The sequence below is a fragment of the Pseudomonas sp. SID14000 genome, assembly GCF_002165135.1.
Classification (GTDB): domain Bacteria; phylum Pseudomonadota; class Gammaproteobacteria; order Pseudomonadales; family Pseudomonadaceae; genus Aquipseudomonas.
The window spans coordinates 233,300-256,103 of sequence record NZ_NFZQ01000007.1 but is presented as its reverse complement, the minus strand read 5'-3'; the positions used below and the strand labels follow the sequence as shown (position 1 = coordinate 256,103).

General features: G+C 59.5%; 19 protein-coding genes and 1 pseudogene. 1 reads left to right on the top strand and 19 read right to left on the bottom strand.

Features of this window, described 5'->3' with window-relative positions; translation table 11 throughout:
- The first annotated feature begins 477 nt into the window (after window positions 1-477).
- A complete protein-coding gene (locus tag CAY82_RS13020) occupies window positions 478-2,391 on the top strand; it encodes an acyltransferase family protein (RefSeq protein WP_087501559.1) in 1,914 nt (637 codons plus the stop codon).
- 297 nt (window positions 2,392-2,688) lie between these two features.
- On the opposite strand, the gene rfbA is transcribed toward CAY82_RS13020, so the two are convergent.
- From rfbA to CAY82_RS12930, 19 genes and pseudogenes are all read right to left on the bottom strand, one after another.
- On the bottom strand, window positions 2,689-3,570 hold the full coding sequence (gene rfbA / locus CAY82_RS13015; RefSeq protein WP_087501615.1) for a glucose-1-phosphate thymidylyltransferase RfbA: 882 nt from the start codon (window positions 3,568-3,570) through the stop codon (window positions 2,689-2,691).
- A gap of 5 nt (window positions 3,571-3,575) precedes the next feature.
- Complete coding sequence (gene rfbD / locus CAY82_RS13010; protein ID WP_087501558.1) at window positions 3,576-4,472, bottom strand: dTDP-4-dehydrorhamnose reductase; 897 nt, start codon at window positions 4,470-4,472, stop codon at window positions 3,576-3,578.
- The gene (rfbB, locus tag CAY82_RS13005) at window positions 4,469-5,539 is read right to left on the bottom strand and encodes a dTDP-glucose 4,6-dehydratase (RefSeq protein ID WP_087501557.1); all 1,071 of its coding nucleotides are present in this window, start codon (window positions 5,537-5,539) and stop codon (window positions 4,469-4,471) included. Before rfbB ends, rfbD begins: the two co-directional genes overlap by 4 nt.
- A gap of 108 nt (window positions 5,540-5,647) precedes the next feature.
- The gene (locus CAY82_RS13000; protein WP_087501556.1) at window positions 5,648-7,645 is read right to left on the bottom strand and encodes a nucleoside-diphosphate sugar epimerase/dehydratase; all 1,998 of its coding nucleotides are present in this window, start codon (window positions 7,643-7,645) and stop codon (window positions 5,648-5,650) included.
- A 58-nt stretch (window positions 7,646-7,703) separates the two neighbouring features.
- Window positions 7,704-8,717: a glycosyltransferase family 4 protein gene (locus tag CAY82_RS12995; protein WP_087501555.1), complete on the bottom strand. Its 1,014-nt coding sequence runs from the start codon at window positions 8,715-8,717 to the stop codon at window positions 7,704-7,706.
- Window positions 8,714-9,703 carry an SDR family oxidoreductase gene (locus tag CAY82_RS12990; RefSeq protein ID WP_087501554.1) on the bottom strand — a complete coding sequence of 330 codons (990 nt, stop codon included), beginning with the start codon at window positions 9,701-9,703 and terminating at the stop codon, window positions 8,714-8,716. Before CAY82_RS12990 ends, CAY82_RS12995 begins: the two co-directional genes overlap by 4 nt.
- Window positions 9,703-10,812, bottom strand: coding sequence for a DUF1972 domain-containing protein (locus tag CAY82_RS12985; RefSeq protein WP_087501553.1), 1,110 nt, complete (start codon window positions 10,810-10,812; stop codon window positions 9,703-9,705). The genes CAY82_RS12990 and CAY82_RS12985 overlap by 1 nt, the downstream gene beginning before the upstream one ends.
- On the bottom strand, window positions 10,802-11,893 hold the full coding sequence (locus CAY82_RS12980; protein ID WP_087501552.1) for a glycosyltransferase family 4 protein: 1,092 nt from the start codon (window positions 11,891-11,893) through the stop codon (window positions 10,802-10,804). Before CAY82_RS12980 ends, CAY82_RS12985 begins: the two co-directional genes overlap by 11 nt.
- Window positions 11,890-12,597 carry an acyltransferase gene (locus CAY82_RS12975; RefSeq protein ID WP_087501551.1) on the bottom strand — a complete coding sequence of 236 codons (708 nt, stop codon included), beginning with the start codon at window positions 12,595-12,597 and terminating at the stop codon, window positions 11,890-11,892. Before CAY82_RS12975 ends, CAY82_RS12980 begins: the two co-directional genes overlap by 4 nt.
- The gene (locus CAY82_RS12970) at window positions 12,594-13,442 is read right to left on the bottom strand and encodes a hypothetical protein (RefSeq protein ID WP_087501550.1); all 849 of its coding nucleotides are present in this window, start codon (window positions 13,440-13,442) and stop codon (window positions 12,594-12,596) included. Before CAY82_RS12970 ends, CAY82_RS12975 begins: the two co-directional genes overlap by 4 nt.
- Entirely contained in the window at window positions 13,402-14,667 is a 1,266-nt protein-coding gene (locus CAY82_RS12965) for a hypothetical protein (protein WP_170931068.1), read from the bottom strand. Before CAY82_RS12965 ends, CAY82_RS12970 begins: the two co-directional genes overlap by 41 nt.
- 2 nt (window positions 14,668-14,669) lie before the next feature.
- Window positions 14,670-16,103, bottom strand: a complete 1,434-nt coding sequence (locus CAY82_RS12960; RefSeq protein WP_087501548.1) for a hypothetical protein — start codon at window positions 16,101-16,103, stop codon at window positions 14,670-14,672.
- A gap of 4 nt (window positions 16,104-16,107) precedes the next feature.
- A complete protein-coding gene (locus CAY82_RS12955) occupies window positions 16,108-17,379 on the bottom strand; it encodes an O-antigen translocase (RefSeq protein WP_087501547.1) in 1,272 nt (423 codons plus the stop codon).
- Between the two features lie 3 nt (window positions 17,380-17,382).
- Complete coding sequence (locus CAY82_RS12950) at window positions 17,383-18,495, bottom strand: DegT/DnrJ/EryC1/StrS aminotransferase family protein (protein WP_087501546.1); 1,113 nt, start codon at window positions 18,493-18,495, stop codon at window positions 17,383-17,385.
- Entirely contained in the window at window positions 18,488-18,955 is a 468-nt protein-coding gene (locus tag CAY82_RS12945) for an acyltransferase (protein WP_087501545.1), read from the bottom strand. The genes CAY82_RS12950 and CAY82_RS12945 overlap by 8 nt, the downstream gene beginning before the upstream one ends.
- Window positions 18,948-19,334, bottom strand: a complete 387-nt coding sequence (locus CAY82_RS27070) for an FdtA/QdtA family cupin domain-containing protein (RefSeq protein ID WP_223998121.1) — start codon at window positions 19,332-19,334, stop codon at window positions 18,948-18,950. The genes CAY82_RS12945 and CAY82_RS27070 overlap by 8 nt, the downstream gene beginning before the upstream one ends.
- A 27-nt stretch (window positions 19,335-19,361) precedes the next feature.
- Window positions 19,362-19,922, bottom strand: a pseudogene (gene rfbC / locus CAY82_RS27065) (dTDP-4-dehydrorhamnose 3,5-epimerase); the annotation flags it as partial.
- Between the two features lie 75 nt (window positions 19,923-19,997).
- Entirely contained in the window at window positions 19,998-21,059 is a 1,062-nt protein-coding gene (locus CAY82_RS12935) for an LPS O-antigen chain length determinant protein WzzB (protein WP_087501543.1), read from the bottom strand.
- A gap of 236 nt (window positions 21,060-21,295) precedes the next feature.
- On the bottom strand, window positions 21,296-22,720 hold the full coding sequence (locus CAY82_RS12930; protein ID WP_087501614.1) for an MBL fold metallo-hydrolase RNA specificity domain-containing protein: 1,425 nt from the start codon (window positions 22,718-22,720) through the stop codon (window positions 21,296-21,298).
- Between the last annotated feature and the right edge of the window lie 84 nt (window positions 22,721-22,804).

The following is a 22,804-nucleotide window of genomic DNA, read 5'->3' as shown; positions in this document are numbered from 1 at the left end:
CAGGATGTTCAGGCGAGCAGCACCGCAACCGCGATCTCCCAAGGGACGCGGAGGCACAAGCCTCGGTATGGTGTTCAAAACACCAAATCCCCACTTAGGTGTGAGCACATCTTAGCGGTCCCCAGATCCTGTAGGCGTGCCGTTTCGACTACGCGTTGATCAATGCGTAGCAGCAAGCATTACGTCGGCTGGCCACCTGACACAGCTGCGTGGTAACTGGCTGTGCTGACCACTACGTCTCGCGTTGCAACCGAGGTTGTAATGGCTGGCGGGCATAGCCCGTGCACTGCGCTATGGTGCATAGGTCAAGAAGCACAGCCAAACCATCGAAGAAGGCAAGCAGATTCAGCCTACTATTTAGATTTACGGCGACTCCGCCTTAGCTAGCATTTTAAAAATGCCCCGCATCCGGCTTGGTAATGGCATGGGTTATGGATATAATTTGCACCTTTCGCAAAAATCCAAACCGGGAATGAGATGTCTACAATCAGGGTTGATATTCAGGTCTTACGCGGGCTTGCTGTCTTATTCGTCGTTCTTGAACATTTGGCTATTCCTGGCTTCCAATATGGATATCTAGGGGTAGACATATTCTTTGTAATCTCTGGATTCTTGATTACATCGATCGTTTCAAAGGGACTTGAACGCGACAGCTTTTCCTTCAAGCAGTTCTATCTTCGGCGAGCAAAGCGTTTGCTGCCCGCTTCTTTCGTAACAATTTTTGCGACCATCATCGCCGCAAAACTCTTACTGCCACCCATGCAGATAGAATCTCTAAAACAGCAGATTATCGGCGCACTCTCCTTTTCCACTAACTTTGTACTGATGAGCCAAGCCGGCTACTTCGACCTTGAGTCGGCGACCAAACCATTACTGCATATGTGGTCGCTCGCGGTTGAAGAGCAGTTCTACTTCTTCGTCCCTGCGCTCTTGGCCTTCACCCCAGCCAAGCACTGGCGCAAGCTTCTGATAGCGCTTGCCATTGTCAGCTTCGTTGGCTGCTTGTACCTGTCAGCGAGCAATCAGTCGGCTGCATTTTATCTTCTCCCCACCCGGGCCTGGGAACTTCTGATTGGTAGCATCGCATCGATGCTCGTGCACAGCACCGTCGTCAAGAGCGTCACATCAAAGCTGGCTATTCCTGCCTTCGCCGTACTGCTGGTTTCACCGTTCGTCAACTCTGGCCTGTCGCATCCTGGCCTGGACGCCGTGGTGGTGTGCTTTGCAACGGCCATCGTCCTGCTGGCGAACCACCGACAACTCAACGGCCAAACGTGGACACTTCCCATCAAGAAGGCCGGCGATATTTCCTACTCGCTGTACCTGGTCCACTGGCCAATTATCGCGATCGCAAACGCCACAATCAGTACTGAAAGCATGACGGTGAAAGCGACCCTGCTGGCCGCATCGTTGGCGTCGGCCCTCGCGCTGTACCACCTGGTGGAAGAGCCGTTCCGGAAGATGCAGTACGGCTTCAAGCCTTCGTTGGTCGTGTTCCCTGCCCTGACCCTGGCACTGTTCGGCCTCTCGCACGCGTTCCTGAAGGTCCAATCGGCTGAAAAGATCGAGAAGTTGTTCGCGCCGAACTACGGCCTTGACCGTTCCTGTGGCACTAACATCTATAAAGACACTGAGAAGTGCCGAACCTCGCAAGACCCGAAGATCATCGTGTGGGGGGACTCCTACGCGATGCACAACATCCCAGGGATGGCTCAATCACAGAAAATCGACATCCGCCAGGCCACCCGCAGTTCATGCGCACCCTTCCTGAACACAGCGCCGAACACCAAACGGAGCAACTTCGAAGAGCAGGCGCGCCAATGTGTCGGTTTTAACGACAGCGCCTTCAAATTCATCAGCGAAACCCCGACGATCAAGACCGTTATCCTGGCGGGCTCGTATGGACAGTACATGCATGACTCCTATGAGTCGATTTCCTTCGACGCCAATGGAGCAATGCAAATTGCGAAGTCGACCCCAGAGCGCGCCATGAAGGATATGCAAGTGGTCGTTGAGAAGCTGAAAGCACTGGGCAAGCAGGTGGTAATCATTGCTCCGCCACCGCCACTCAACAACACCATTGTGAGCTGCATTCAGGGCGAGATGGTCAACCCATCGCTCAATCAGTCCAACAAATGTCTGCTCGACAGAAAGCTGTTCGAGCGATCCCACAAGAACGTGCTCAACCTCATGAAGTACGCAGAGACCACTTTGGGTGCCAAAGTGATCTACCTGTCCGACGTGCTCTGCGATGCCAATTCGTGCAAGACGATCATCGATGGTGTCCCGATCTATCGAGACCCTGGACACCTGAGCACAACAGGATCGCTTAAGTTGTACGAGAAAATGCCAAATATTTTGAGCACTGTAGTTAGTGCACACCAGTCATAAAGCTAAGTGCCCCCTCGCAAGAGGGGGTTTTATTCCTGACTGACGCAATGCCCCAATAGTTCAAGGCCTTCCAGTTCACAACTCTAAAACCCAGCCTAGACAGCCAGAATTAACGACACATAGCCTTTTGCATGGCTGGGCCATGCAAAAGGCAATTACCATTGACCTTCCAAATGCAAGGCTACGAAGGCCTGGCACGGTGAGGGTGCACACTCCGTTGCATATTAAGCGTTCCATCAATCACTAACTTGCAGAGATTAACGGAGTGCTTCTCTACTCAGGGCGTCTGCATAAGACTCAATAAACCCTATCCTGCACCAACCTCTTCAAATACTGCCCATACCCATTCTTGGCCAACGGCTCAGCCAGCTTCAGCAACTGCTCCGCCCCAATCCACCCCTGCCTGTACGCCACCTCTTCCGGGCAAGCCACCTTCAACCCCTGCCGGCGTTCAATGGTCGCAATATACCCGCTAGCCTCCAGCAACGAATCATGCGTCCCGGTATCCAGCCAGGCATATCCGCGCCCCATGATCTCTACCGACAACCGGTTCTGCTCCAGGTACACCCGGTTCAAATCGGTAATCTCCAGCTCGCCCCGCGCAGACGGCTTGATGCCTTTAGCAATCTCGACCACGTCCTTGTCGTAGAAGTACAACCCGGTCACGGCATAGCTGGATTTCGGCTTGGCCGGTTTTTCTTCCAGGCTGATCGCCTTGCCCTGACCATCGAACTCCACCACGCCGTAACGTTCGGGGTCGTGCACGTGGTAGGCGAACACGCTGGCGCCTTCGCCGCGGTCCATGGCGTTGCGCAGCAGTTGCTGGAAGTCGTGGCCGTAATAAATGTTGTCGCCCAGCACCAGCGCCGACAGGTCGTTACCGATGAAATCCTCACCAATCAGGAAGGCCTGTGCCAGGCCATCTGGCGAGGCCTGCACGGCGTAGCTGATATTGATGCCCCACTGATGGCCGTCACCCAGCAGTTGCTCGAACCGCGGGGTGTCTTGCGGGGTGGAGATGATCAGAATGTCCTGGATACCCGCCAACATCAGGGTGGTCAGCGGGTAATAGATCATCGGTTTGTCGTACACCGGCAGCAGTTGCTTGGAAATTGCCAGGGTCGCCGGATGCAGACGGGTACCCGACCCGCCCGCCAGAATGATGCCTTTACGCTTCATAGTGGTCATTTCTCGTGTATTTCCGTAAGCATGCGAGCCACACCCAGGCGCCAGTCTGGCAGGGTCAGGGCAAAGGCTTTCTGCAGTTTATGGGTGTCCAGACGCGAATTGGCCGGCCGCTTGGCCGGGGTCGGGTAGGCATCGGTGGTCAACGGGTTGACCTGCTCGGCATGGGCTTTCAAGGGCACACCCAGGGCCTCTGCCTGCTGCAGCACGTAACGGGCGTAGCCGCACCAGGTGGTTTCGCCGGCCGCCGCCAGGTGGTACAGCCCGGCCAAGGCCGGGTCACGGCGGGTGGCGGTGATGGCGTGGGCGGTGATATCGGCGATCAGTTCGGCACCGGTTGGGGCGCCATGCTGGTCGTCGATCACACCCAGGCTTTCGCGTTCCGCAGCCAGGCGCAGCATGGTTTTGGCGAAGTTGTTGCCGCGTGCGGCATACACCCAGCAGGTGCGGAAGATCAGGTGCTGGCAACCGGCAGCCTGGATGGCCTGTTCACCTGCCAGCTTGCTTTCGCCATAGGCATTCAGCGGGCCGACGGCGTCGTCTTCGCGCCAGGCCTGGGTGCCCTGCCCCGGGAACACGTAGTCGGTGGAGTAATGCACCAGCAGTGCGCCGCAATCGGCGGCAGCACGGGCCAGCACGCCGACGGCGTCGGCGTTTACCTTGAAGGCTTGCTCGCGGTCGCTTTCCGCCTTGTCCACGGCGGTGTAGGCGGCGGCGTTAACGATTACATCGGGGGTGTAGGCACGCACGGTTTCGGCCAGGCCCGGCAGGTTGGCCAGCTCGCCGCAGTGTGCCTGGCTGCGGGAATTCAGCGCCAGCAGCTGGCCCAGCGGGGCCAGGCTGCGTTGCAGTTCCCAGCCTACCTGGCCGTCCTTGCCCAGTAGCAGAATCTTCATGCCGAGCGCCCTGCGTAGTTTTTCTCGACCCAGTCGCGGTAGCTGCCAGACTGCACGTTCTGCACCCACTCCTGATTGTCGAGGTACCAGGCCACTGTTTTGCGAATGCCGGTTTCGAAGGTTTCGGCAGGCTTCCAGCCCAGTTCGCGCTCGAGCTTGCGGGCATCGATGGCGTAGCGGCGGTCATGCCCGGGGCGGTCGGTCACGTAGGTGATCTGTTCGGCGTAGGGCTTGCCGTCGGCGCGTGGGCGCAGTTCGTCCAGCAGGGCACACACGCGGTTGACGATTTCCAGGTTGGGCTTTTCGTTCCAGCCGCCCACGTTGTACACCTCGCCGGTTTTACCGGCTTCCAGCACGCGGCGGATGGCGCTGCAGTGGTCCTTGACGTACAGCCAGTCGCGAATCTGCTGGCCGTCGCCGTACACCGGCAACGGCTTGCCGGCCAGGGCGTTGACGATCATCAGCGGGATGAGTTTTTCCGGGAAGTGGTACGGGCCGTAGTTATTCGAGCAGTTGGTGGTCAGCACCGGCAGGCCGTAGGTATGGTGATACGAGCGCACCAGGTGGTCGCTGGCGGCCTTGCTGGCCGAGTACGGGCTGTTGGGTTGGTACTGGTGGGTCTCGGTAAAGGCCGGGTCGCCGGCGCCCAGAGAACCGTACACTTCGTCGGTGGACACATGCAGGAAGCGGAACGCCTGGCGCGCCTGTTCATCCAGGCCGCCCCAGTAGGCGCGTACGGCTTCCAGCAGGCGGAAGGTGCCGACGATGTTGGTTTCGATGAAGTCTTCCGGGCCGTGGATCGAGCGGTCCACGTGGGACTCGGCAGCGAAGTTGACGATCGCACGCGGCTGGTGCTCCTCGAGCAGGCGGGCAACCAGTTCGGAGTCGCCGATATCGCCGTGCACGAAGATATGACGCTTGTCGTCCTGCAGGCTGCTCAGGGTTTGCAGGTTGCCTGCGTAGGTGAGTTTGTCGAGGTTGACCACGGGCTCGTCATTGCCGGCTAGCCAGTCCAGGACGAAGTTCGCGCCAATGAAACCCGCACCACCAGTTACCAGAATAGTCATCGTTCAGTTCTTCCCATTTCCCGCGTTCAAACTTCACAACGTTTGAAGTTCATGTTGGTGTTGCGCTACCGGCAACACCTGCTCTTATAAGGGTTCAGTACTCAGTGCTCAGGGCTCCATGCGCCGGCGCTGGTACAGCCAATCCACAATTTCCCCACCAGGCACATAGCCGCTCACGGTGTCGCGCAGCAGCTGGCGTACGGTGGCAAAGTCATCCGCCGCAGTCGCCGCGCGCAGGGCGTCAAGGCGCTGCTTCAACACATCCCAGGGCAGGTAGTCCTCGTTGGCGCTCATGATCATGGGGTGTCGCGTGGCAATCACGTTGTCGCCGATCAGCAGCTCTTCGTACAACTTCTCGCCCGGGCGCAGGCCGGTGAAGTTGATAGCGATGTCGCCCAGCGGGTTGCGCTCGGAACGGATGCTGAAGCCGGACAGGTGAATCATCTTTTCCGCCAGCTCTACGATCTTCACCGGCTCGCCCATGTCCAGCACGAACACATCACCGCCCTGCCCCATGGAGCCGGCCTGGATCACCAGTTGCGCGGCCTCGGGGATGGTCATGAAGTAGCGGGTGATTTTCGGGTGGGTCACGGTCAGCGGCCCGCCGGCCTTGATCTGCTTGTGGAACAGCGGAATGACCGAGCCCGACGAGCCTAGCACGTTGCCGAAGCGCACCATGGTGAAGCGGGTCTTGTTCACCTGCGAGACATTGCCGGTGTCACCCATCAGTACCGGCGCCACCTCGCGGCTAAGGGCCTGCAGCACCATTTCGGCCAGGCGCTTGGTGCTGCCCATCACGTTGGTCGGGCGCACGGCCTTGTCGGTGGAAATCAGCACGAAGTTGGCAACGCCGGCCTGCAGCGCCGCCTGGGCGGTGTACAGGGTACCGAACACATTGTTCGACAGGCCTTCGGCAATGTTGTGCTCGACAATTGGCACGTGCTTGTAGGCCGCGGCGTGGTACACGGTGTCCACTTGCCAGGCGCGCATGACGTCGAGCATCTTGGCCTGGTCGCGTACCGAGCCCAGGATGGGGATCAACTGCACGGCCAGGCCTTCGCGGATAATGCGCTGCTCCAGCTCACTGGCAATGGTGTACAGGTTGAATTCGCTGTGCTCGAACAACAGCAGGGTGCGCGGCGCCTGCCCGAGGATCTGGCGGCACAGTTCGGACCCGATCGAGCCGCCGGCACCGGTCACCATCACCGTCTGGTCGATGATGCAGTGCTGTAGCAAGTCGCCTTGTGCCGGCACCGCGTCGCGGCCCAGCAGGTCGGCAATGTCCACTTCCTGAATGTCGTCCACCTTGACCCGGCCGCTGGCCAGGTCCATGAAGCCGGGCACACTGCGCACGTGCAGCGGGTAGCCTTCCAGCAGGTTGAGGATTTCGCGGCGGCGGCTGCGGCTGACCGAGGGCAACGCCAGCAGGATTTCTTCGGCGCCGGTGTCGTCGATCATGCGTTGCAGCTGTTCCGGCTGGTACACCTGCAGGCCGGCGATAACCCGGTCGGTGATGCTGGCATCGTCGTCGATGAAGGCGACCGGGCGCATGGCCTTGCCCATGCGCAGCGCCGCCACCAGCTGGTTACCGGCCGAGCCGGCACCATAGATGGCCACCCGTGGCAGGCCATCGTCGCGGTTGGCAAAGGGCACGTGCTGCACGGCAGTGGCAAACCAGTCACCCAGGAAGTACTGGCGCATGGCCAGACGCAGGCCGCCGACCATGATCAGGCTCAGCCACCAGTAGTTGAAGGTGATCGAGCGCGGCACCACGTTCTGGTGGTTGCTGGCCCAGTAGATGATGAAGCCGAGGATCAGCGCCGACAGCGTCACGGCCTTGATGATGGCGATCAGTGCGTCATTGCCGAAATAGCGCATCACTGCCCGGTACAAGCCAAAGCGGATGAACAGCGGGATCGAGATGATCGGTGCAGTGATGAACAACCAGGTGTGGTCACGGACAGGGTTGGCCAGGTCATCGATGCCCAGGCGCACGACAAACGCCAGCCACAGCGCAAACCAGACCAGAATGACATCAGTCGCTACCTGGATCGCCCGCTTGTGGCGCCGAGGTAGTCCAAGCAGTCTTGAGCGCAGCTTATCCATAGAACCTCTGAGAGCTTTACAAAGTGACATGTCTAGCGTCTTCTTTCTATCACTCTAGCTAGTGTTCGAGTTCGCCGGCGCGCCAGCGCACGGCCAGAAATGCCAATGGCAGGTAGGCGATGATCACGCCCCACACGCCGTCCAGACCAAGCAACAGCACGCACAGGGCTATCGGCAGCAGCCAGAACAGGTTGAGCGCGGCCACCGCCAGAGTCACCGGCAGGTGCTTGCCGTAGTGGCGCGAGGCGAACTGGTAGGCGTGGCTGCGGTGCGCTTCGTACACCTTGTCACCGCGCAACAGGCGGCGGATCAGGGTGAAGGTGGCGTCGACGACGAAAACGCCCAGCAGAATCAGCCAGCACCAGAACAACTGTGGCGCGGCCCAGGCCGCCTGCAGCGACAGGCCCGCCAATACGATGCCGAGAAAGCCGCTACCGGCGTCACCCATGAAGATCCTGGCCGGCGGGAAGTTCCAGAACAGGAAGCCGAGCGTGGCTGCGGCCAGCAACAGCGGCAGCGCCATCAGCTGCGGCGCACCGGCCAGGGCCGAGAGCAGCACCATGCCCAGGCAGGCAGTCACCGCTTCGACGCTGGCGATGCCGTCGATGCCGTCCATGAAGTTATACAGGTTGAGCATCCACACACAGTAGAGCGCGGCCAGGATGTAGCCGAACCACTGCAGGTCCAGGGTAAAACCAAACACCAGCACCGGCGCCAGGCCGCCTAGCCAGTACAGCATCCAGCCGGCTGCGGCGAAGTGGCCGAGCAGGCGCCAGCGGGCGGCGATGTGTCCATGGTCATCCATGAAGCCGATTACCGCGATCAGTGCCCCTGCCCCGCCGATGGCGACCAGCGTCGGCAACGGCACTGCACCGGCCAGGCCCAGCAGCGGCAGGCAGCCCAGAAAGCTCAGCACAATGGCCACACCGCCACCCCGTGGAGTAGGCACGGTGTGCGAACTGCGCGCGTTGGGCACGTCGATGATCTGTTTGTTCAGGGCGTAGCGCCGCAGCGCTGCGGTCAAGAGCAGGGATGCCCCTGCGACCAGGGGAATGAGCCACCATGCCGTCATTTGTCTTGCTCTTTCAAAAAGTTGAGTGCCGTGGCCCGCAGTGCCTGGTCGACATCCAGCGGGGGCTGCCAGCCCAGCAGTTCACGGGTTTTGCCAATGTCTACCTGCAACGAGCCGCACAGGCGCTGGGCCAGCCCGCCTTTGCCGGCCAAGGTGGCCGCGCCCTTCAACCAGGCGGCGGGCACCGGCAGCAACCTGGCGGGCTTGCCCAGCGCCTTGCCCAGCCGTTGCAGCAGTTCGGTGGTGGACAGGTCGTGGCCATCGCTGGCCAAAAAAGTCTGGTTGGCGGCGGCCGGGTGGTCGATGCAGGTCACCAGCAGGTCCACGAGGTTGTCCAGCGCCACCAGGCTGCGCTTGTTGTGGATGGCGCCAAACGGCAGCGGCACGCCTTTGCTCAGCCAGTTCATCATGCTGCGGAAGTTGGCTTTCACGCCAGGGCCATACACCAGCACCGGCCGCACGATCACCACTTCCAGTCCGGTTTCAGCCGCCAGTTGGCGCAGGCCGTCTTCGGCTTCGCGCTTGGAGATGCCGTACGGGTCCGAAGGCGCGGGGGCTTCGTCGGCGGTGAAGGGCCGGCGGCCGTCAGTGGTTTCGCCGTTCACCTTCACCGAGCTTACAAATATGAAGCGCCGCACGCCGGCCTGGGCAGCGGCCCGGGCCAGGCTCAGGGTGCCTTCCACGTTTACCCGGCGGAATTCGGCCAGCGGGTTGGCGGCGGTTTCCTGCATTACGTGCACACGGGAGGCCAGGTGGATTACGGTGTCGACCTGCTCGAAATGCCCGGACGCCACCTCTACCGCCGCCAACTCGCTGAATGGCCGGTAATCGACGCCAGCCAGCCGCTGGCCAGGCGACTGCCGCACCAGTGCGCGCGGTGCCCAGCGTGTGTCCGCAGCAAGACGCTGCAGCAACACCTTGCCGACAAAACCGCTACCGCCGGTGATGAGGATACCCGGCCGTTGCACGTTGCCTTGCCCGGCCATCAACCTCTCCCCGCCCGGCCCAGCAGGCGGGTGAACACGCTGCGGTATTGGTCTGCCACCACCGACCAGCGGTAACGGCGGTTGGCAATTTCGTGCAGGCGCGCAGACAGTTGCGCACGGGCGCCCTCATCGGCAAACAGTGCCTGGGCGTGGTTGCGCAGCGAGGTGCTGTCGGCAAAGTAAAGCGCCTGGTCTTCGGTGGTAGCGCGGTTGAACGACACATCGAAGGCTACCACCGGCAGGCCCAGCCACATGGCTTCGACCAGCGAAGGGTTGGTGCCGCCGGCACTGTGGCCATGCAGGTACACCGTGGCATTGCTGCGCAGCGGGCTCAGTTGCTCCACGTCGTAGATCGGGTCCAGCAGGTGAATATTGCTTACACCTTCGTATTGCTTGCGCAGTTGCACGCCATATTCGCTGTGATTCCAGTTGCCGATGATCGCCAGCGGCATGCCAGAGCCGGCGAAGGCCTCGAGAATGACATGGATGTTGTTCTCTGGCTCGATGCGGCACACCGTAAAGGCATAGGGCGCACCAAGGAACGGGTAAGCCTGGCGGGCTTGCTCGGTTGGCTCGCCGGCCCGGGCCTGGTCGCCACCGTAGGCAATCAGTTCGCTAGGCTTGTTGTATTCGGCGGTCACATATTCCTGCAGCACCTTGTTGTCGGTGATGACCGCATGGGCAAAACGCACAGCCACCGCTTCGGACAACTTCAGGAACCAGCGGGCGAAGTTGGACCACTTGGCGCGTTTCCATTCATAGCCGTCAATGTTCACCACGATAGGCTTGCGGGTCAGCAGGCGCATGAATGGCAGGGCAATGCAGCCGGAAACCCCCAGAATCAACATCAGGTCATGCTTGCGGTAGGCATGCAGCATGCTCAGTACATCGTACGGAATGCTTTGCACGCCATTGGCCTTGAGGTTCAGGTAGACCAGGCGGGCGCGCTCGAAAAACTTCGGACGCTGGGGGTAATGCGGCGCACTGCAATACACGGTGAGTTCGCAGTCACCCGGCAGGTTGCGCACCAATTGTTCGGTCAATGTTTCCCACCCCCCGTATTGGGCGGGTAAACCGACCGTACCAATCACTGCAATCTTATAAGTCATCAAACACCATCACGATATTCTTCTGGAAGTTGGCGGTGGAAAACTCACTCGCTTTCCTGCGTGCGCGCTCGGACAGCTCCTGGCACACTTTTGGGTCCTGCGACAGGCGCGCAACGGTGCACACCAGTTGTTCATGGTTCTTCGAATCGATCTGGTAACCCTCTACCCCGTCGCTGACCAGTTCGACCGGGCCGCCTACCGGGGGCACGATAGTCGGGATGCCGAAGGCCATCGCCTCGAGAATGGTCAGGCCAAAGGTTTCGACCCAGCCATCCACATGGGAGAGGTTCAGCACCAGGCTGGCATTGCGGTAGAACTTCGCCACCTCGGCACTGGCCGGGCTGAGCATGAGGTTTTGCGGTAGAGCCTTGCCGGCGAAGTAGGCGTCCACTTCCTGCGGGCTGGCATTGAGCACCAGGGTGAACTTCAGCACAGGGTCCGCGGCCAGTGCCGTGGCAAGGGCAACAAATTCGTCCACCCCCTTGTAGCCTTTCAACGACGCCAGCATCAGTACATTGAAGCGGCCGTCGTGCAAGTGCTGGTACGGCGTGGCCATCGCCTGCTGCTGAAAGCCCTCGGCCAGACCGTTGTACACGGTCACTGCAGGCACGCCAGCCACGTCTTCTTGTACCTGCAGGTACTTCGATACGTAGACCACCTTGCTGGCGCAACCGGCAATCACCCGACGCAAGAACGCCTTGAGCAGCGCAGGCCGGATGGAGGTTTCATGCACGTGGTAAACCACCTTGGCGCCACGCAAACGGGCGGCCAAGGCTGCACCAAAGGGCAGCATGGTGTTCACCAGTACGACCGACCCCGGCCGCACCTGGCACAACAGGCTGAAGAACAGCGCCACCTGCGATCCGGCATACGCCAGCAAGGTCAGCCAGCGGTTGTCAAAACGCTTGTAGGCAAACTTGCAGGTGCGTACCTGCAGTTCGTCGAGCACGCCGTGGCCGCTGCTGCCCACATGCAGGGTGCAGTCAGCGCCATGTTGCTGCAGCGCGGTGATGGTCTGGTTCAGTACCCGCGGGCTACCACTGTAGTCATTCAGCAGATGGACAAAGTGCAACGTTTTCATGCCACCCCTTCTTCCGCCACGCGCGCCTTGATGAACTTGGCCGGCACGCCACCATAAATCGAATTCTTGCGGTACACGCCCGCGGCCACCACCGCCCCTGCGGCGAACACGCAGCCGTCTTCGATCACAGCGCCATCGAGCACGGTCACCTTCGCACCGATCCAGCAATTGCGGCCCACCTTGATGCCCTGGCGGCTCACGCCCTGCAGTCGGATAGGTTGCACTGGGTCTTCGAAGTTGTGGTTTTCCGAATGGAAGCTGACAAAGTTGCCGATGATTGTGTCGCTGCCAATCTCGATGCCACCGGCGCAGCCCAGGAAGCAGCCTGCACCCAGACCGACGTTGTCGCCAATCACCAGGCCCTTGCCAATGTTGGCCAGGCTACCGGTACACTCGATGATGATGTGCTTGTTCAGCGACACGGCGGTGCCGAAGCGGATGCCGTCATTGGACAAGGCATCGACGAAACAGCCCTGGTCGATGACCAGCCCTGGGCCGTACTCGATCTTGCCCACTTCCTTCAAGGTTACTCCCGAGCCAATGAACGCCAGGCGCCGTCGGCGCAGGCGGATCATACCGCGGCAGGCCATCAGCAGCTTAGTCACGAACAGCCCCAGCAGGTAGCCCGACGAGATGCGCCGGTCGACCACCAATGGGCGTTTTTTAATCAGCAGCACCAGTTTTTCGAGCAAGGCATGCATCATTTCACAGCCCTCACCTGGGTAAACAAGGCCTTGACGAAGGCCGGACGGCGGTAAGCCACCGCTTTGCGAATGGCCGCATAGACCAGGTACAGGTCAAGCAGGATGCGCTCCAGCAGGCCGTGGGAATGAAAGCTGATACGCAACCCGTGGATCATTTCCTCGAAGCGGAACAAGGCACGCTCGGGGGTATCGGCGCTGTGCTCGGACAGGTCGTGGGCAATCTCCACATCCAGCACGCAGGCCTTTGGGAAATACTCCTCGTAGCGGATGAAAAAGTCGGTATCGGTGGCATAGAAGCGCAACCGCTCGTCATAGAACGGCGTCATGCGCTGGAAGCACTCGCGGGTGAAAATCAGGCCGCTGTTGATGCCCAACAGGTTTTTCGAGTCCACCAGCCCAGGGGCCACGTTGGGCGTGAGGCGGCCCATGAACAGCCAGCGCTTGCCGGGGCTAACCAGTTGCCCATGGCTGATCAGCCGGGGCATGAACACGCCCACCTGGTCGCCACCCGGTGCCTGGCGCACCTTGCCGATCTGCGCCAGGCAGCTGGACAGGCGGATGTTCGAGTAGTTGGTGTCGTCATCCGAAATCATGAAAAGATCGACCCCGGCGGCAAACGCCTGTTCGGCCACCTGGTTGTAGACCACCGACAGCCGCTGGTTGTCCGCCTCGTGCCAGCGTACGCCCGGGCACGGCTGCGCCACGCCGGGGGAGTTGTTCCAGACGTACAGTTGCAGGTCGATGCCCTCGTCATGCAGCAGCGCCTGCTGTGCGAGCAGCGACTGCAGGGCAATCGAGTCCTGGCTAGTTTTCCGATACAGAACGATCAGTACTGCCAAGCTCAACTTTTGTTCTTCTGTTTTCACCAATGATCACCATCACCACGATCGCGAAAATGTAGAGGACAACACTGTTCGTATAGGACTGGAAAAAGAACGAGCTCAGGAAGAACGGGTAGCTGGCAATCACGAAGTTGCCCAGGCCGTTTTTCCAGGAGCTGGCATGGGGCCTGTCCCGGACGACGATCGTCACCAGCTTGTGATACCAAAGGATCAACCCGGCCATGATCAGCAGGCCGACCAAACCGCAGGTGGCCAGCAGGTTGAGCCAGAACGAATCGAACCAGTGCGGCTGGCCCGGGCCTACCGCGCCAAAGCCATAGCCCATGGGGTGCGCGCTCAGCACCTCATACATGTGCAGCCACTGGCGCTCGCGGTCCAGCGCCGACAAATCCTGGGTGTAGCCCATCGACAGGTAGGCGAAAATTGCCACGGTCAGGCCAACGAACTGCAAATAGCCCAGCAGCGAGATCAGCCAGGCCGTGCGCAGTACCCGGGCCACCACCAGCATCGAGCAGATGCACACCAGGCCGATCATTGCCGTACGCACCGAGCCGATCACAATCAGCCCGCACAGCAGCAGGAAGGCCGCAATCAGCAGCAGGCGCCGGATCAACGACCAGTTACGCCCGCTGAGCAACACGGCCAGTGTCATGGCGGCGGTGTTGAGGATTACTGCAGAAAATTCCAGCGTGCCAGTGAAGAAGCCGGAAACCCGCGGCAGCCCGTCACGCATAGAGTTGTAGGGTTGCAGTTCATAGCCTTTGGCGGTAAGCAGCGGCCAGTACCAGAACTGCTCGGCCGAGACGATGGTCAGGTACTGGTACAACGCATACACGCCAGTGAGCACGCTCATGGCCAACACCGACCAGTACACATGGCGCAGCTTCTTCTCGGTCGACACCGCTTGCGCCCAGACGGCCACCGCCATGCCGACGAACACCGGCACGGCCAGTGCACGGAACATGCGCACCGATGACGCGCTCAGGTCGCCGAACAGCAGGTACAGGAAGACAAAGAACAGCACGACCAGCAACCACCGCCCTACTTCGAGGTTGACCATGCCACGCGCCGTGATGCTGGCCAGCGCCCGCAACAGCAGCCACATGATCATCAGCAGGCTGATCATTTCTCGCCAACCGGCAAACACGCTGCCCAGCCCCAGCGTCAACACGACGAAGTCGCTGAAGAACAGCAGGCAGAACAGCACGCCGATAAAGATCCTGATCACACTCACCCTCGCGCTCTGGTCAGCCTGGCCAGCCGGTACAGCGTGACCTTGATCAAGAGCTTGATTCTCGGCACCCAGGCGTAGGAAAGCAGCGTTCGCAACGCCAGGTTCGTGTCTATGCGGCACAGGGCGTCGAAGACTTCCGCAGGGATCATGCTAGTGACCTTACCTGTCGGTTTCATGAAATCCAGGTTGCCCGTCCACGGCAGCATGGCTGCCAGTTCGTTCTCGCTGTATTCGCCCCGCTCGATGCAGGCCAGGTAACGCGCTTTCACCGCCTCCAACGAGTTGACCCGCTGCACCGCTTCCACCACCGGGGCACTGGGCCGGGGCTGTGCAATGCTCGCCAGCAGCTGGTCAACGCTGGCCACCTTCAGGCTGTCTGCGGGGGAGTAGCCCTGGATAGGCGCCACCAACCCCACGCAACGCCGGCCCTTGAGCAACTGTTCAGCGAACGCCGTGCCACCGGGTATAGGGTAGCTGTCCAGGTAGAAGTCGGCTTTTTCCGCAAAGGCCAAGTAGTCCTTGTACGGCAGGTGACGGCGGATGAAGAAGCGCTTGGGGTAGCGCAACTTCACTGTCCACCACCAAGTGTTGGTCAGGGGATTGGCGCCGATGATCCAGCATTCGGCATTGGGGAAACGTTCGAGAATCGCCGTGATCGACGGGCGCATGTCCAGGCCGCGGTGGGGCTTGTACTTGGCCGCCGAGGCGGCGCTGAACACCTTGATTCGCTCGTGGGTTGGCACGGCATCCGGCACTTTGGCGCCGCTGGTCTCGATCGGGATCGCCAGGAAGCTCTTCTGGCAGGTGAGGTGCTTCTTCTTGTCCAGGTGGTGCCCGTAGGCGCTGATCTCGAAGTACACATCGGCCACCGACGCGCCAAAGCTGAACACATGGTCGGCGTGGTTGACGAAATACACCGTCAGCGCGACGCCACGCTGCTGCTTCAACAAGCCGCAGGCGACGGTGGTGATGATGTCGTCCGGATGGATGTGCAGCACAACCTTGTCGTACTGGGCCAGGGTGTCGACGATGGACTGGAGGCGGGCGCACGGGTCATCGCCGCGTGCCACCTCGATATGGGCGAAATAGCCCGCCAGGCGTTCGAGCACCTGGGGCTTGGCGCTGCGCGCCACCAGCAGGTCCACAGGCCCTTCGTGCATGTGGGCCAGGCGCTCCATCAGCCGGGTATGCCCGCCTTGCATATAGGGCTCGCTGACCACATGCAGGCAGCCGCGTGATACGCCGCTGGCGGTCGGCAGCGTTACCCGGCTGGCGCACCGGGTCACCAATTCGCGCTCCAGCACGATGGCATCGTAAATACCCAGGTCCACCGCCCAGAGTAATGCCCCATAGACCTGCGCCTGCACCAAAGCCTGGGCCGGTTCAGCGCCAAGAATGCGTCCATGCAACTGTTCGATGACGTCCTTCATCTACTCAGCTCCGCGCCGTATCGCCAACAATAATGTGCAAACGACGGAATACCGAGAAATACATCATGACTCCGTACAACAGGTAGTTTGCCGCGTATGCAAGGGTAACTTTTTCATACCCCCACAGCTGAGTGAAATAGACAGTCAGTGCGTACAGCGAAAGCGTCGAGAAGACTTCGGTAACCAAATACAAGCGGGTAAGTGCCTTGCCGAGCATCAGATAGGCCATCAGCCAACTGACTACCTTCAGGCTGTCTCCGACCATCTGCCATGCGAACAACTCACGCATGGGCAGGAATGACTCCGAGAACAGCACATGAATGATGAAGTCCCTGAGCAGGTAGATAACCAGACCGGCAGCAATGGTCAGGGGCAGGATGAGCTTGTATCCCTGGATGATTTCCCGACGAAGTTCACCCGCATCGGAAAGTTCCGAGAGCCTTGGCAGGTAGTAGACCGCAAGCGTCGTGGTGATCAGCATGAGATAGGCCGTGCTCAACCGCCACATGGCCTCCCAGTAACCTGCGTAATCCCAGCCGAATTCCGCCCCCAGGTAATCCCGGATGAACACATGGCAAATGGGCAGAGAGCACGCTGTCACCACGGCCATCAGAGCAAACTTTGCCAGCCGTGACAGGGACTGCCTGTCCAGCGCCCCGATGAAATCAGTGAGGCGGAACCATGGCGTGCGTATGCAGATGACCAAGGTGGCCACGAAGCTCAACGACTGGTACACGGCCAGCGAAACCAGAGCACCGTACAACCCCAGCCTGATGGTCAGTGCACAGGTTACCACCAGCGATATCAGGCTGCCGAGAATATTGGCGAGCACGTAGCGCTGAACGTCTTTCTTGCCGTTCAGAATGCCCAGCAGCAACGAGTTGAAGGCAAAAAATACCAAGGTAGCGGCAAACCAAACCAACACCGGTGCGAATGTTTCATCGTTGAAAAACCAGCCTGCCAAAGGTGCCCGCAAGGCCACGATCAGCGCTGCCAATACACACGAAACCAGCAGTGACAGCGTCCCGGCAGTTCGCCAGATCCTGTGTTGTTCGTCCGGCCGATCAGCAAACTCCGCGGTGTATTTGGTTACCCCGGTGCTTACAGCGCCGCTGGCCAGTGTCGTGAACATGGTCACGGCATTCTGCAATTGCCCGATCGCCGCATAACCCGCTGGCCCTACATAAAGGGCCAGCACCTTGTTGAGCCCCAGCAATGTCGCCATCTTTACAACAACAGCAATAGCATTCAGCAGACTGGTCTTGATCAACGTCATGAATTATTGCCCGGACACAGTAAAACTGTTGCAGGCATCGATGACCTTCTGGATATCCGCGTCGCTCATGGTGGGGTCCACAGGCAGGCTGAGCACTTCATCATGAATAATTTCAGTCAGCGGCAGGCTCAAACCGTTGTATTGGCGGTAAGCCTGTTGCTTGTGAGGCGGGATCGGGTAGTGAACCAGCGTCTGCACACCCTGCTCGCGAAGATGTTGCTGCAGCGCGTTTCTGTACGCCGTGCGCACTACATACAGATGCCAGACATGCTCCTCGGCAACGCTGCTTTGCGGCTGGACGATATGAGCATTGCGAATGCCTGCGCGGTAGCACGTGGTGATATGCCGACGCTTGCTGATTTCTTCATCGAGATACTTGAGTTTTACGTCCAGCATAGCCGCCTGTATCTCATCCAAACGACTGTTCACACCGACGTACAAGTTCTTGTACTTCTCATGGGAACCGTAGTTTCTGAGGGCGCGCAGCACTTCCGCCAACTCGGCATCCGAGGTGGTGATCGCGCCGGCATCGCCGAGCGCCCCCAGATTCTTGCCCGGATAGAAGCTGAAGCCTGAGGCATCCCCCCAGTTCCCCGCTCGCTTGCCATCGATTGAGGCACCGTGAGCCTGGGCCGAGTCTTCGAGCACCAGCAAACCGTACTCGGCGGCAATCTCGTTGATCGCCTTCATGTCTGCAATCTGCCCATACAGGTGCACCGGCAAGATGACGCGGGTCTTGTCGGTAATAGCCTGACGAATGAGGGAAGGATCAATATTGAACGTTGCAGGGCTCGGCTCGACGAGCACAGGTTCCAACCCACTGGCGGTGATTGCCAGCACGCTCGCAATATAGGTATTGGCCGGGACGATGACTTGATCACCCTGCTTCACACGCCCCAGTTGCTTCCAGGCAGTCAAGGTCAGCGTTAGTGCATCAAGGCCGTTTGCCACGCCAATGCAATGAGCGGTACCGCAATAAGCGGCAAAGTTGCTTTCAAAGCGGGCCAGGGCGCTACCGCCGATGTACCAGCCGGAGTCGATGACATCGGCGCACGCCTTCAACAGTTCGTCGCGGTACTGTTTATTTACGGCCTTCAGATTCAGGAAATCAACCATGCTCTAGCTCCCTTATTACTTTTGCCGGATTACCCACTACCACGCAGTAATCAGGTACATCCTTTGTCACTACGGCGCCAGCACCTACCATGGCATGTCGACCAATCGTGACGCCCGGGAGCAATGTCGCATTCGCCCCGATGCTGCAGCCTTCCCTCAGCACCGTGACTTCGTACGCTTCGGGGTAGCACTTGGAGCGCGGCACCCTGTCATTGGTGAATGTAGCATTGGGGCCAATGAAGACATTGTCCTCGATCACGAGCCCCTCCCACAGAAACACACCACTTTTCACAGTGACGTTGTCCCCGACTACAACCCCTCCCTCGATCAGGGTGTGGGCGCAAATGTTGCAATTGCTGCCAATTCGCGCACCTTTGAGGATGACTGCATATTGCCAGACTCTGGTTTTTTCACCGATGGCGTCGGTTTGTACATCGGCCAGGGCATGAATACTAGGCATGGGCGATCAGCCTCTTGAAGTCATCATAACTGCGGATGTAATCACGCTCATCGTAGGTTTCACTGGCGATGACCATGAGCACACAGTCTTCACTGAAATCATGCATTTCACGCCAGACCATATTCTTGATCAGCAGGGCTTTCTGCGGGGCATCAAGCATATGGTCAACCCGGCCGGTACCGTCATCGAGGGTCATGCGGCAACTGCCGGCCAGGCAGATGATCAGTTGCTGAAGATCCCGGTGGGCATGAAAACCGCGGCTGACGCCGGCCTTGGTACCGAAGATGTAGTAGACGCGACGGATGGCAAACGGGATATTCAACGCCTTTTCGATGCTGATCAGACTCCCGCGATCATCACCGATGATCGGCAGTACCAAGTCTTCCGCCTGCCCCTTCAGGATCAAAGGTGGCAAGTCAGCCTCGGCAAGGGTTGGCGCTATCGCATCCTTGTCACTGATCAGCAGCCCCTCCACCTGCGGCCATTCGATAGCCAAGTCCGGGTCATTCCAGGCAATGCTGCGTTCATGCTCTTTGGAGTAGACATTGGTCGTGCGGTACTGGAACACCGTATCTTCTTCCAGGGCGATGAAACCATGGGCGAAGCCTTCAGGCACCCACATCATCTTGCGGTTGGCCGCCGATAGCTCCATGCCTACCCACTGCCCGAAGGTAGGAGAACCTTTTCGAATGTCCACTGCCACGTCGAACACCGCGCCCTGAACCACACTTACCAACTTGCCTTGGGCAAAAGGATAAAGTTGATAGTGCAAGCCGCGCATCACCCCCTTTTTGGATAGAGAGCAATTCTCCTGAACAAAAGAAGGAGGAAGCGTAATACCTTGCGCACTGAGCAACGCATGGAACTTAGGCTCGCTATAAGACTCATAGAACCAGCCCCTGTCGTCCTCGAAAACGGTAGGCTCAAAAACGACTACGTCCGAGATATTTGTTTCTATGAGCTTCACGCAACCAGCCTCTTGTTAAAATTCATCACTATCGATTCGACTCTACCCGCAGCATGCAGACTCGGGGGTAGTAGCTCAAGCGCGCCCCAGACGACGCTCCCTTTCAGCCGAAACCAGGTGGGCAAATGCGGCCAAGAGCACACCGAGTACCAGCCCGGCGAACACGCCCCCTACAACAATGAGCAACTTGCGAAGCCGGACCGGACTATCAGGCACCTCAATGGCACCATCCTGCTGAAACACCTCGATCACGGCCGGGTTCAAGTGCAGGTTGCGGTAGAAGTCGAGCTTCTCCTGGATCTCCCGCAAATCGGCGACGAAAGGGTCATCGGATTCCCGCGCGCGAAGGTTTGCAAGCTCTGCCTCAAGGGCCTGGCTGCCGCGCATGTAGGTCAGTGCGCCCTGCATACCGCCAGACACTTCAGTGTTCATACCACTGGCAATGATGGGGGGCTTGCTCAGGCTCACTGCCTTGGCAACTTTCAGCGCCTCTTCAAGGCGGACGATTTGATCTTCCCGCTGCTTGCGCGCCGCATCCCTTGCGCTGCGGATCTGTTGCTCCAGAGTCTTGACCAGCACCTTCACTTCAGTATCGGCATCTTCAACCAGCGTCTTTTTGGCAAGGTCGCTGGCCATTTCGGAAAAACGCGTTACCCACTTTACACTCATCTTGGGGTCGTCACTTAACGCCCTGATCAGAAAGCGCTCGGCACTATCTCCCGTCACCGGCCCCACAGTCAATACCTTGCCAAACTGGTCATAAAGTGCATCTTGAGAGCCTTGGCGGGCCACCTCTGGCAAATTAGGCAAATAGACCGTGCGAAAGAACTGGCGTCGCAGGGCCTCAGACTGCAGGGAACGCAGGTAAATCTCATAAACATCTTTGGGCGTGAACGCTTCGAGGCCGCTCGCTTCGGTGCGTCCATAGTTCAATTGGGCAATATCATTCTTGGTCGGCGGCAAGATAAAAGACTTGGCTTCGTACATCGGCGTCTTGAAGGAGATATAAACAAGAGCCGCTGCCGTAACTAAAACAATGCACGAAAGGATGAGCAGTTTACGACTCCACAAGACATGCCAAAGCTCGAGAACATCAACTTCGTCATTTTCGACTCCGGGGCTACGTTCATTTGGCATTTGTTCTCGTTTTCCTTAGATCTGACCATTTGCATGATTCCTATGGCAGCGAGGCTAAGCCTTGGCTGCAGCTGATCCGACGTAAAAGACCTGCTGAAGCTAAGCGTAGCGGCATTTTGCTCACCCACCGCAGACCGCACAAAACGACCTACAGCTTTAGCACTTATCCGACCTAAGAGAAAGATACCGTCAACAAAGTTCCACCAGCACCCCACAAGCCGACGGCCTGCAGCCCGCTACAAGGCAACCGTTACGTCGACCCCTCTACCGCCACGCTTGCATAGCGCTTGGGCCAACGCAGCTTTCGCCCGGGCTTCTCCGTGGACCAGCACAACCTTCCTGGCAGCTTCAGCACCATCCAGTGCGAAGCTCACCAACCCATCCTGATCCGCATGCCCAGAGTAACCCGGCAAGGTTACGACTTTTGCGCGCACCTCATACATCTGCCCATCCAGGTCGATCTGCACAAACCCTTCCGCCCCTTCGCTAGCCTGTATCACCGCGCCCGGCGTGCCCTTGGCCTGGTAACCGACAAACATCACCTCGTGCCGTGGGTCCCCCAGCATGGCCTTGAGGTAATTGACAATACGCCCGCCCGAGCACATGCCATTGCCGGCAATCACGATCGCCGGCCGACCGGTGCTCTTCAGGTAATTGACCACCTGCTGGTGGCGGGCGTGGGTGTCCACGCTGATCAGCTGGCTGAAACCCAGCGGGTCGCGCCCTTCGGCAAGGCGCGCCCGGGCCTCGGCACTCCAATAGTCATGCAACTCGCGATACACGCCGGTAATGCGTTGGGCCAAGGGTGAGTCGAGGATGATAGGCAACTGCGACCAGTCGAGCGGGTCGCCATCGAGGGCCGGGCCGGCCTTGTTCAGCAAGGCCTTGCGGTGAAGAATGCCTTCGAGCTCGTACAGCAGCTCCTGGGTGCGACCCAGGCTGAAGGCCGGAATGAGCAGCGTGCCCTGGTCGGCCAGGGCGCGGTCGATGGCCGCCTCCAACCGCTGCTGACGGTCGCCTGCAGGCGGGTGCAAGCGGTCGCCGTAGGTGCTCTCCAGTACCAGCACATCGGCCCGCTCCGGGGGCTGTACGGGGCGCAGCAAGGGGTTGCCACAGGCGCCGAGGTCGCCAGAAAACACGTAGCGGGTGTTGGTTTGTTCGTGCTGCATGTCGCATTCGACATAGGCTGAACCCAGCAGGTGGCCGGCGCGTTGCAGGCGAATGCGGCAGGTGAGGCCGGGGTGATCGACCAAGGTGCGCCATTGTTCGAAAGGCAGAGGCACGATCAGGTCGCGGACAAAATCGAGATACCTCGCCACATGGGCAGGCTCGCTGCTGATGCTCAGCTTGTAGGCATCCTCCAGCACCAGCGGCAGCAGCCGGGCGGACGGCTCGCTGCACAGGATGGGCCCACGGTAGCCGGCAGCCAGCAGTGCCGGGATGCGGCCAACGTGATCAAGGTGCACATGGGTGATAACCAGGGCCTCGATGCCCTGCACATCGAAACCGAGCGGTGCCGATGCTACGCCTGGTGCCGCCTCGGCGCCCTGCTCCAGGCCGCAGTCGATCAGCAGGCTGGTGGACGGGTCGAGGTGCAGTTGATGGCAGGAGCCGGTAACGCCGCGGGTACCACCGTGATGGGAAAGGACGGGAAAATCCATGCTGCGCACACTCGCCTAGGCCGAAAATGAAGTGCGTTATTACTCCATGTCGGCCGGTGCAGGCATAGGTGAGACTTTCCCATT

Excerpts from the sequence above, each read along its gene's own strand:
- CAY82_RS12945 (WP_087501545.1), bottom strand. The coding sequence starts at position 18,955 with ATGCCTAGTATTCATGCCCTGGCCGATGTACAAACCGACGCCATCGGT.
- rfbB (WP_087501557.1), bottom strand. The coding sequence starts at position 5,539 with ATGACTATTCTGGTAACTGGTGGTGCGGGTTTCATTGGCGCGAACTTC.
- CAY82_RS13000 (WP_087501556.1), bottom strand. The coding sequence starts at position 7,645 with ATGGATAAGCTGCGCTCAAGACTGCTTGGACTACCTCGGCGCCACAAG.
- CAY82_RS12955 (WP_087501547.1), bottom strand. The coding sequence starts at position 17,379 with ATGACGTTGATCAAGACCAGTCTGCTGAATGCTATTGCTGTTGTTGTA.
- CAY82_RS12980 (WP_087501552.1), bottom strand. The coding sequence starts at position 11,893 with ATGAAAACGTTGCACTTTGTCCATCTGCTGAATGACTACAGTGGTAGC.
- CAY82_RS12995 (WP_087501555.1), bottom strand. The coding sequence starts at position 8,717 with ATGACGGCATGGTGGCTCATTCCCCTGGTCGCAGGGGCATCCCTGCTC.
- rfbD (WP_087501558.1), bottom strand. The coding sequence starts at position 4,472 with ATGAAGATTCTGCTACTGGGCAAGGACGGCCAGGTAGGCTGGGAACTG.
- CAY82_RS12990 (WP_087501554.1), bottom strand. The coding sequence starts at position 9,703 with ATGGCCGGGCAAGGCAACGTGCAACGGCCGGGTATCCTCATCACCGGC.
- CAY82_RS12960 (WP_087501548.1), bottom strand. The coding sequence starts at position 16,103 with ATGAAGGACGTCATCGAACAGTTGCATGGACGCATTCTTGGCGCTGAA.
- CAY82_RS12985 (WP_087501553.1), bottom strand. The coding sequence starts at position 10,812 with ATGACTTATAAGATTGCAGTGATTGGTACGGTCGGTTTACCCGCCCAA.
- CAY82_RS12935 (WP_087501543.1), bottom strand. The coding sequence starts at position 21,059 with ATGCCAAATGAACGTAGCCCCGGAGTCGAAAATGACGAAGTTGATGTT.
- CAY82_RS13020 (WP_087501559.1), top strand. The coding sequence starts at position 478 with ATGTCTACAATCAGGGTTGATATTCAGGTCTTACGCGGGCTTGCTGTC.
- rfbA (WP_087501615.1), bottom strand. The coding sequence starts at position 3,570 with ATGAAGCGTAAAGGCATCATTCTGGCGGGCGGGTCGGGTACCCGTCTG.
- CAY82_RS12975 (WP_087501551.1), bottom strand. The coding sequence starts at position 12,597 with ATGATGCATGCCTTGCTCGAAAAACTGGTGCTGCTGATTAAAAAACGC.
- CAY82_RS12930 (WP_087501614.1), bottom strand. The coding sequence starts at position 22,720 with ATGGATTTTCCCGTCCTTTCCCATCACGGTGGTACCCGCGGCGTTACC.
- CAY82_RS12950 (WP_087501546.1), bottom strand. The coding sequence starts at position 18,495 with ATGGTTGATTTCCTGAATCTGAAGGCCGTAAATAAACAGTACCGCGAC.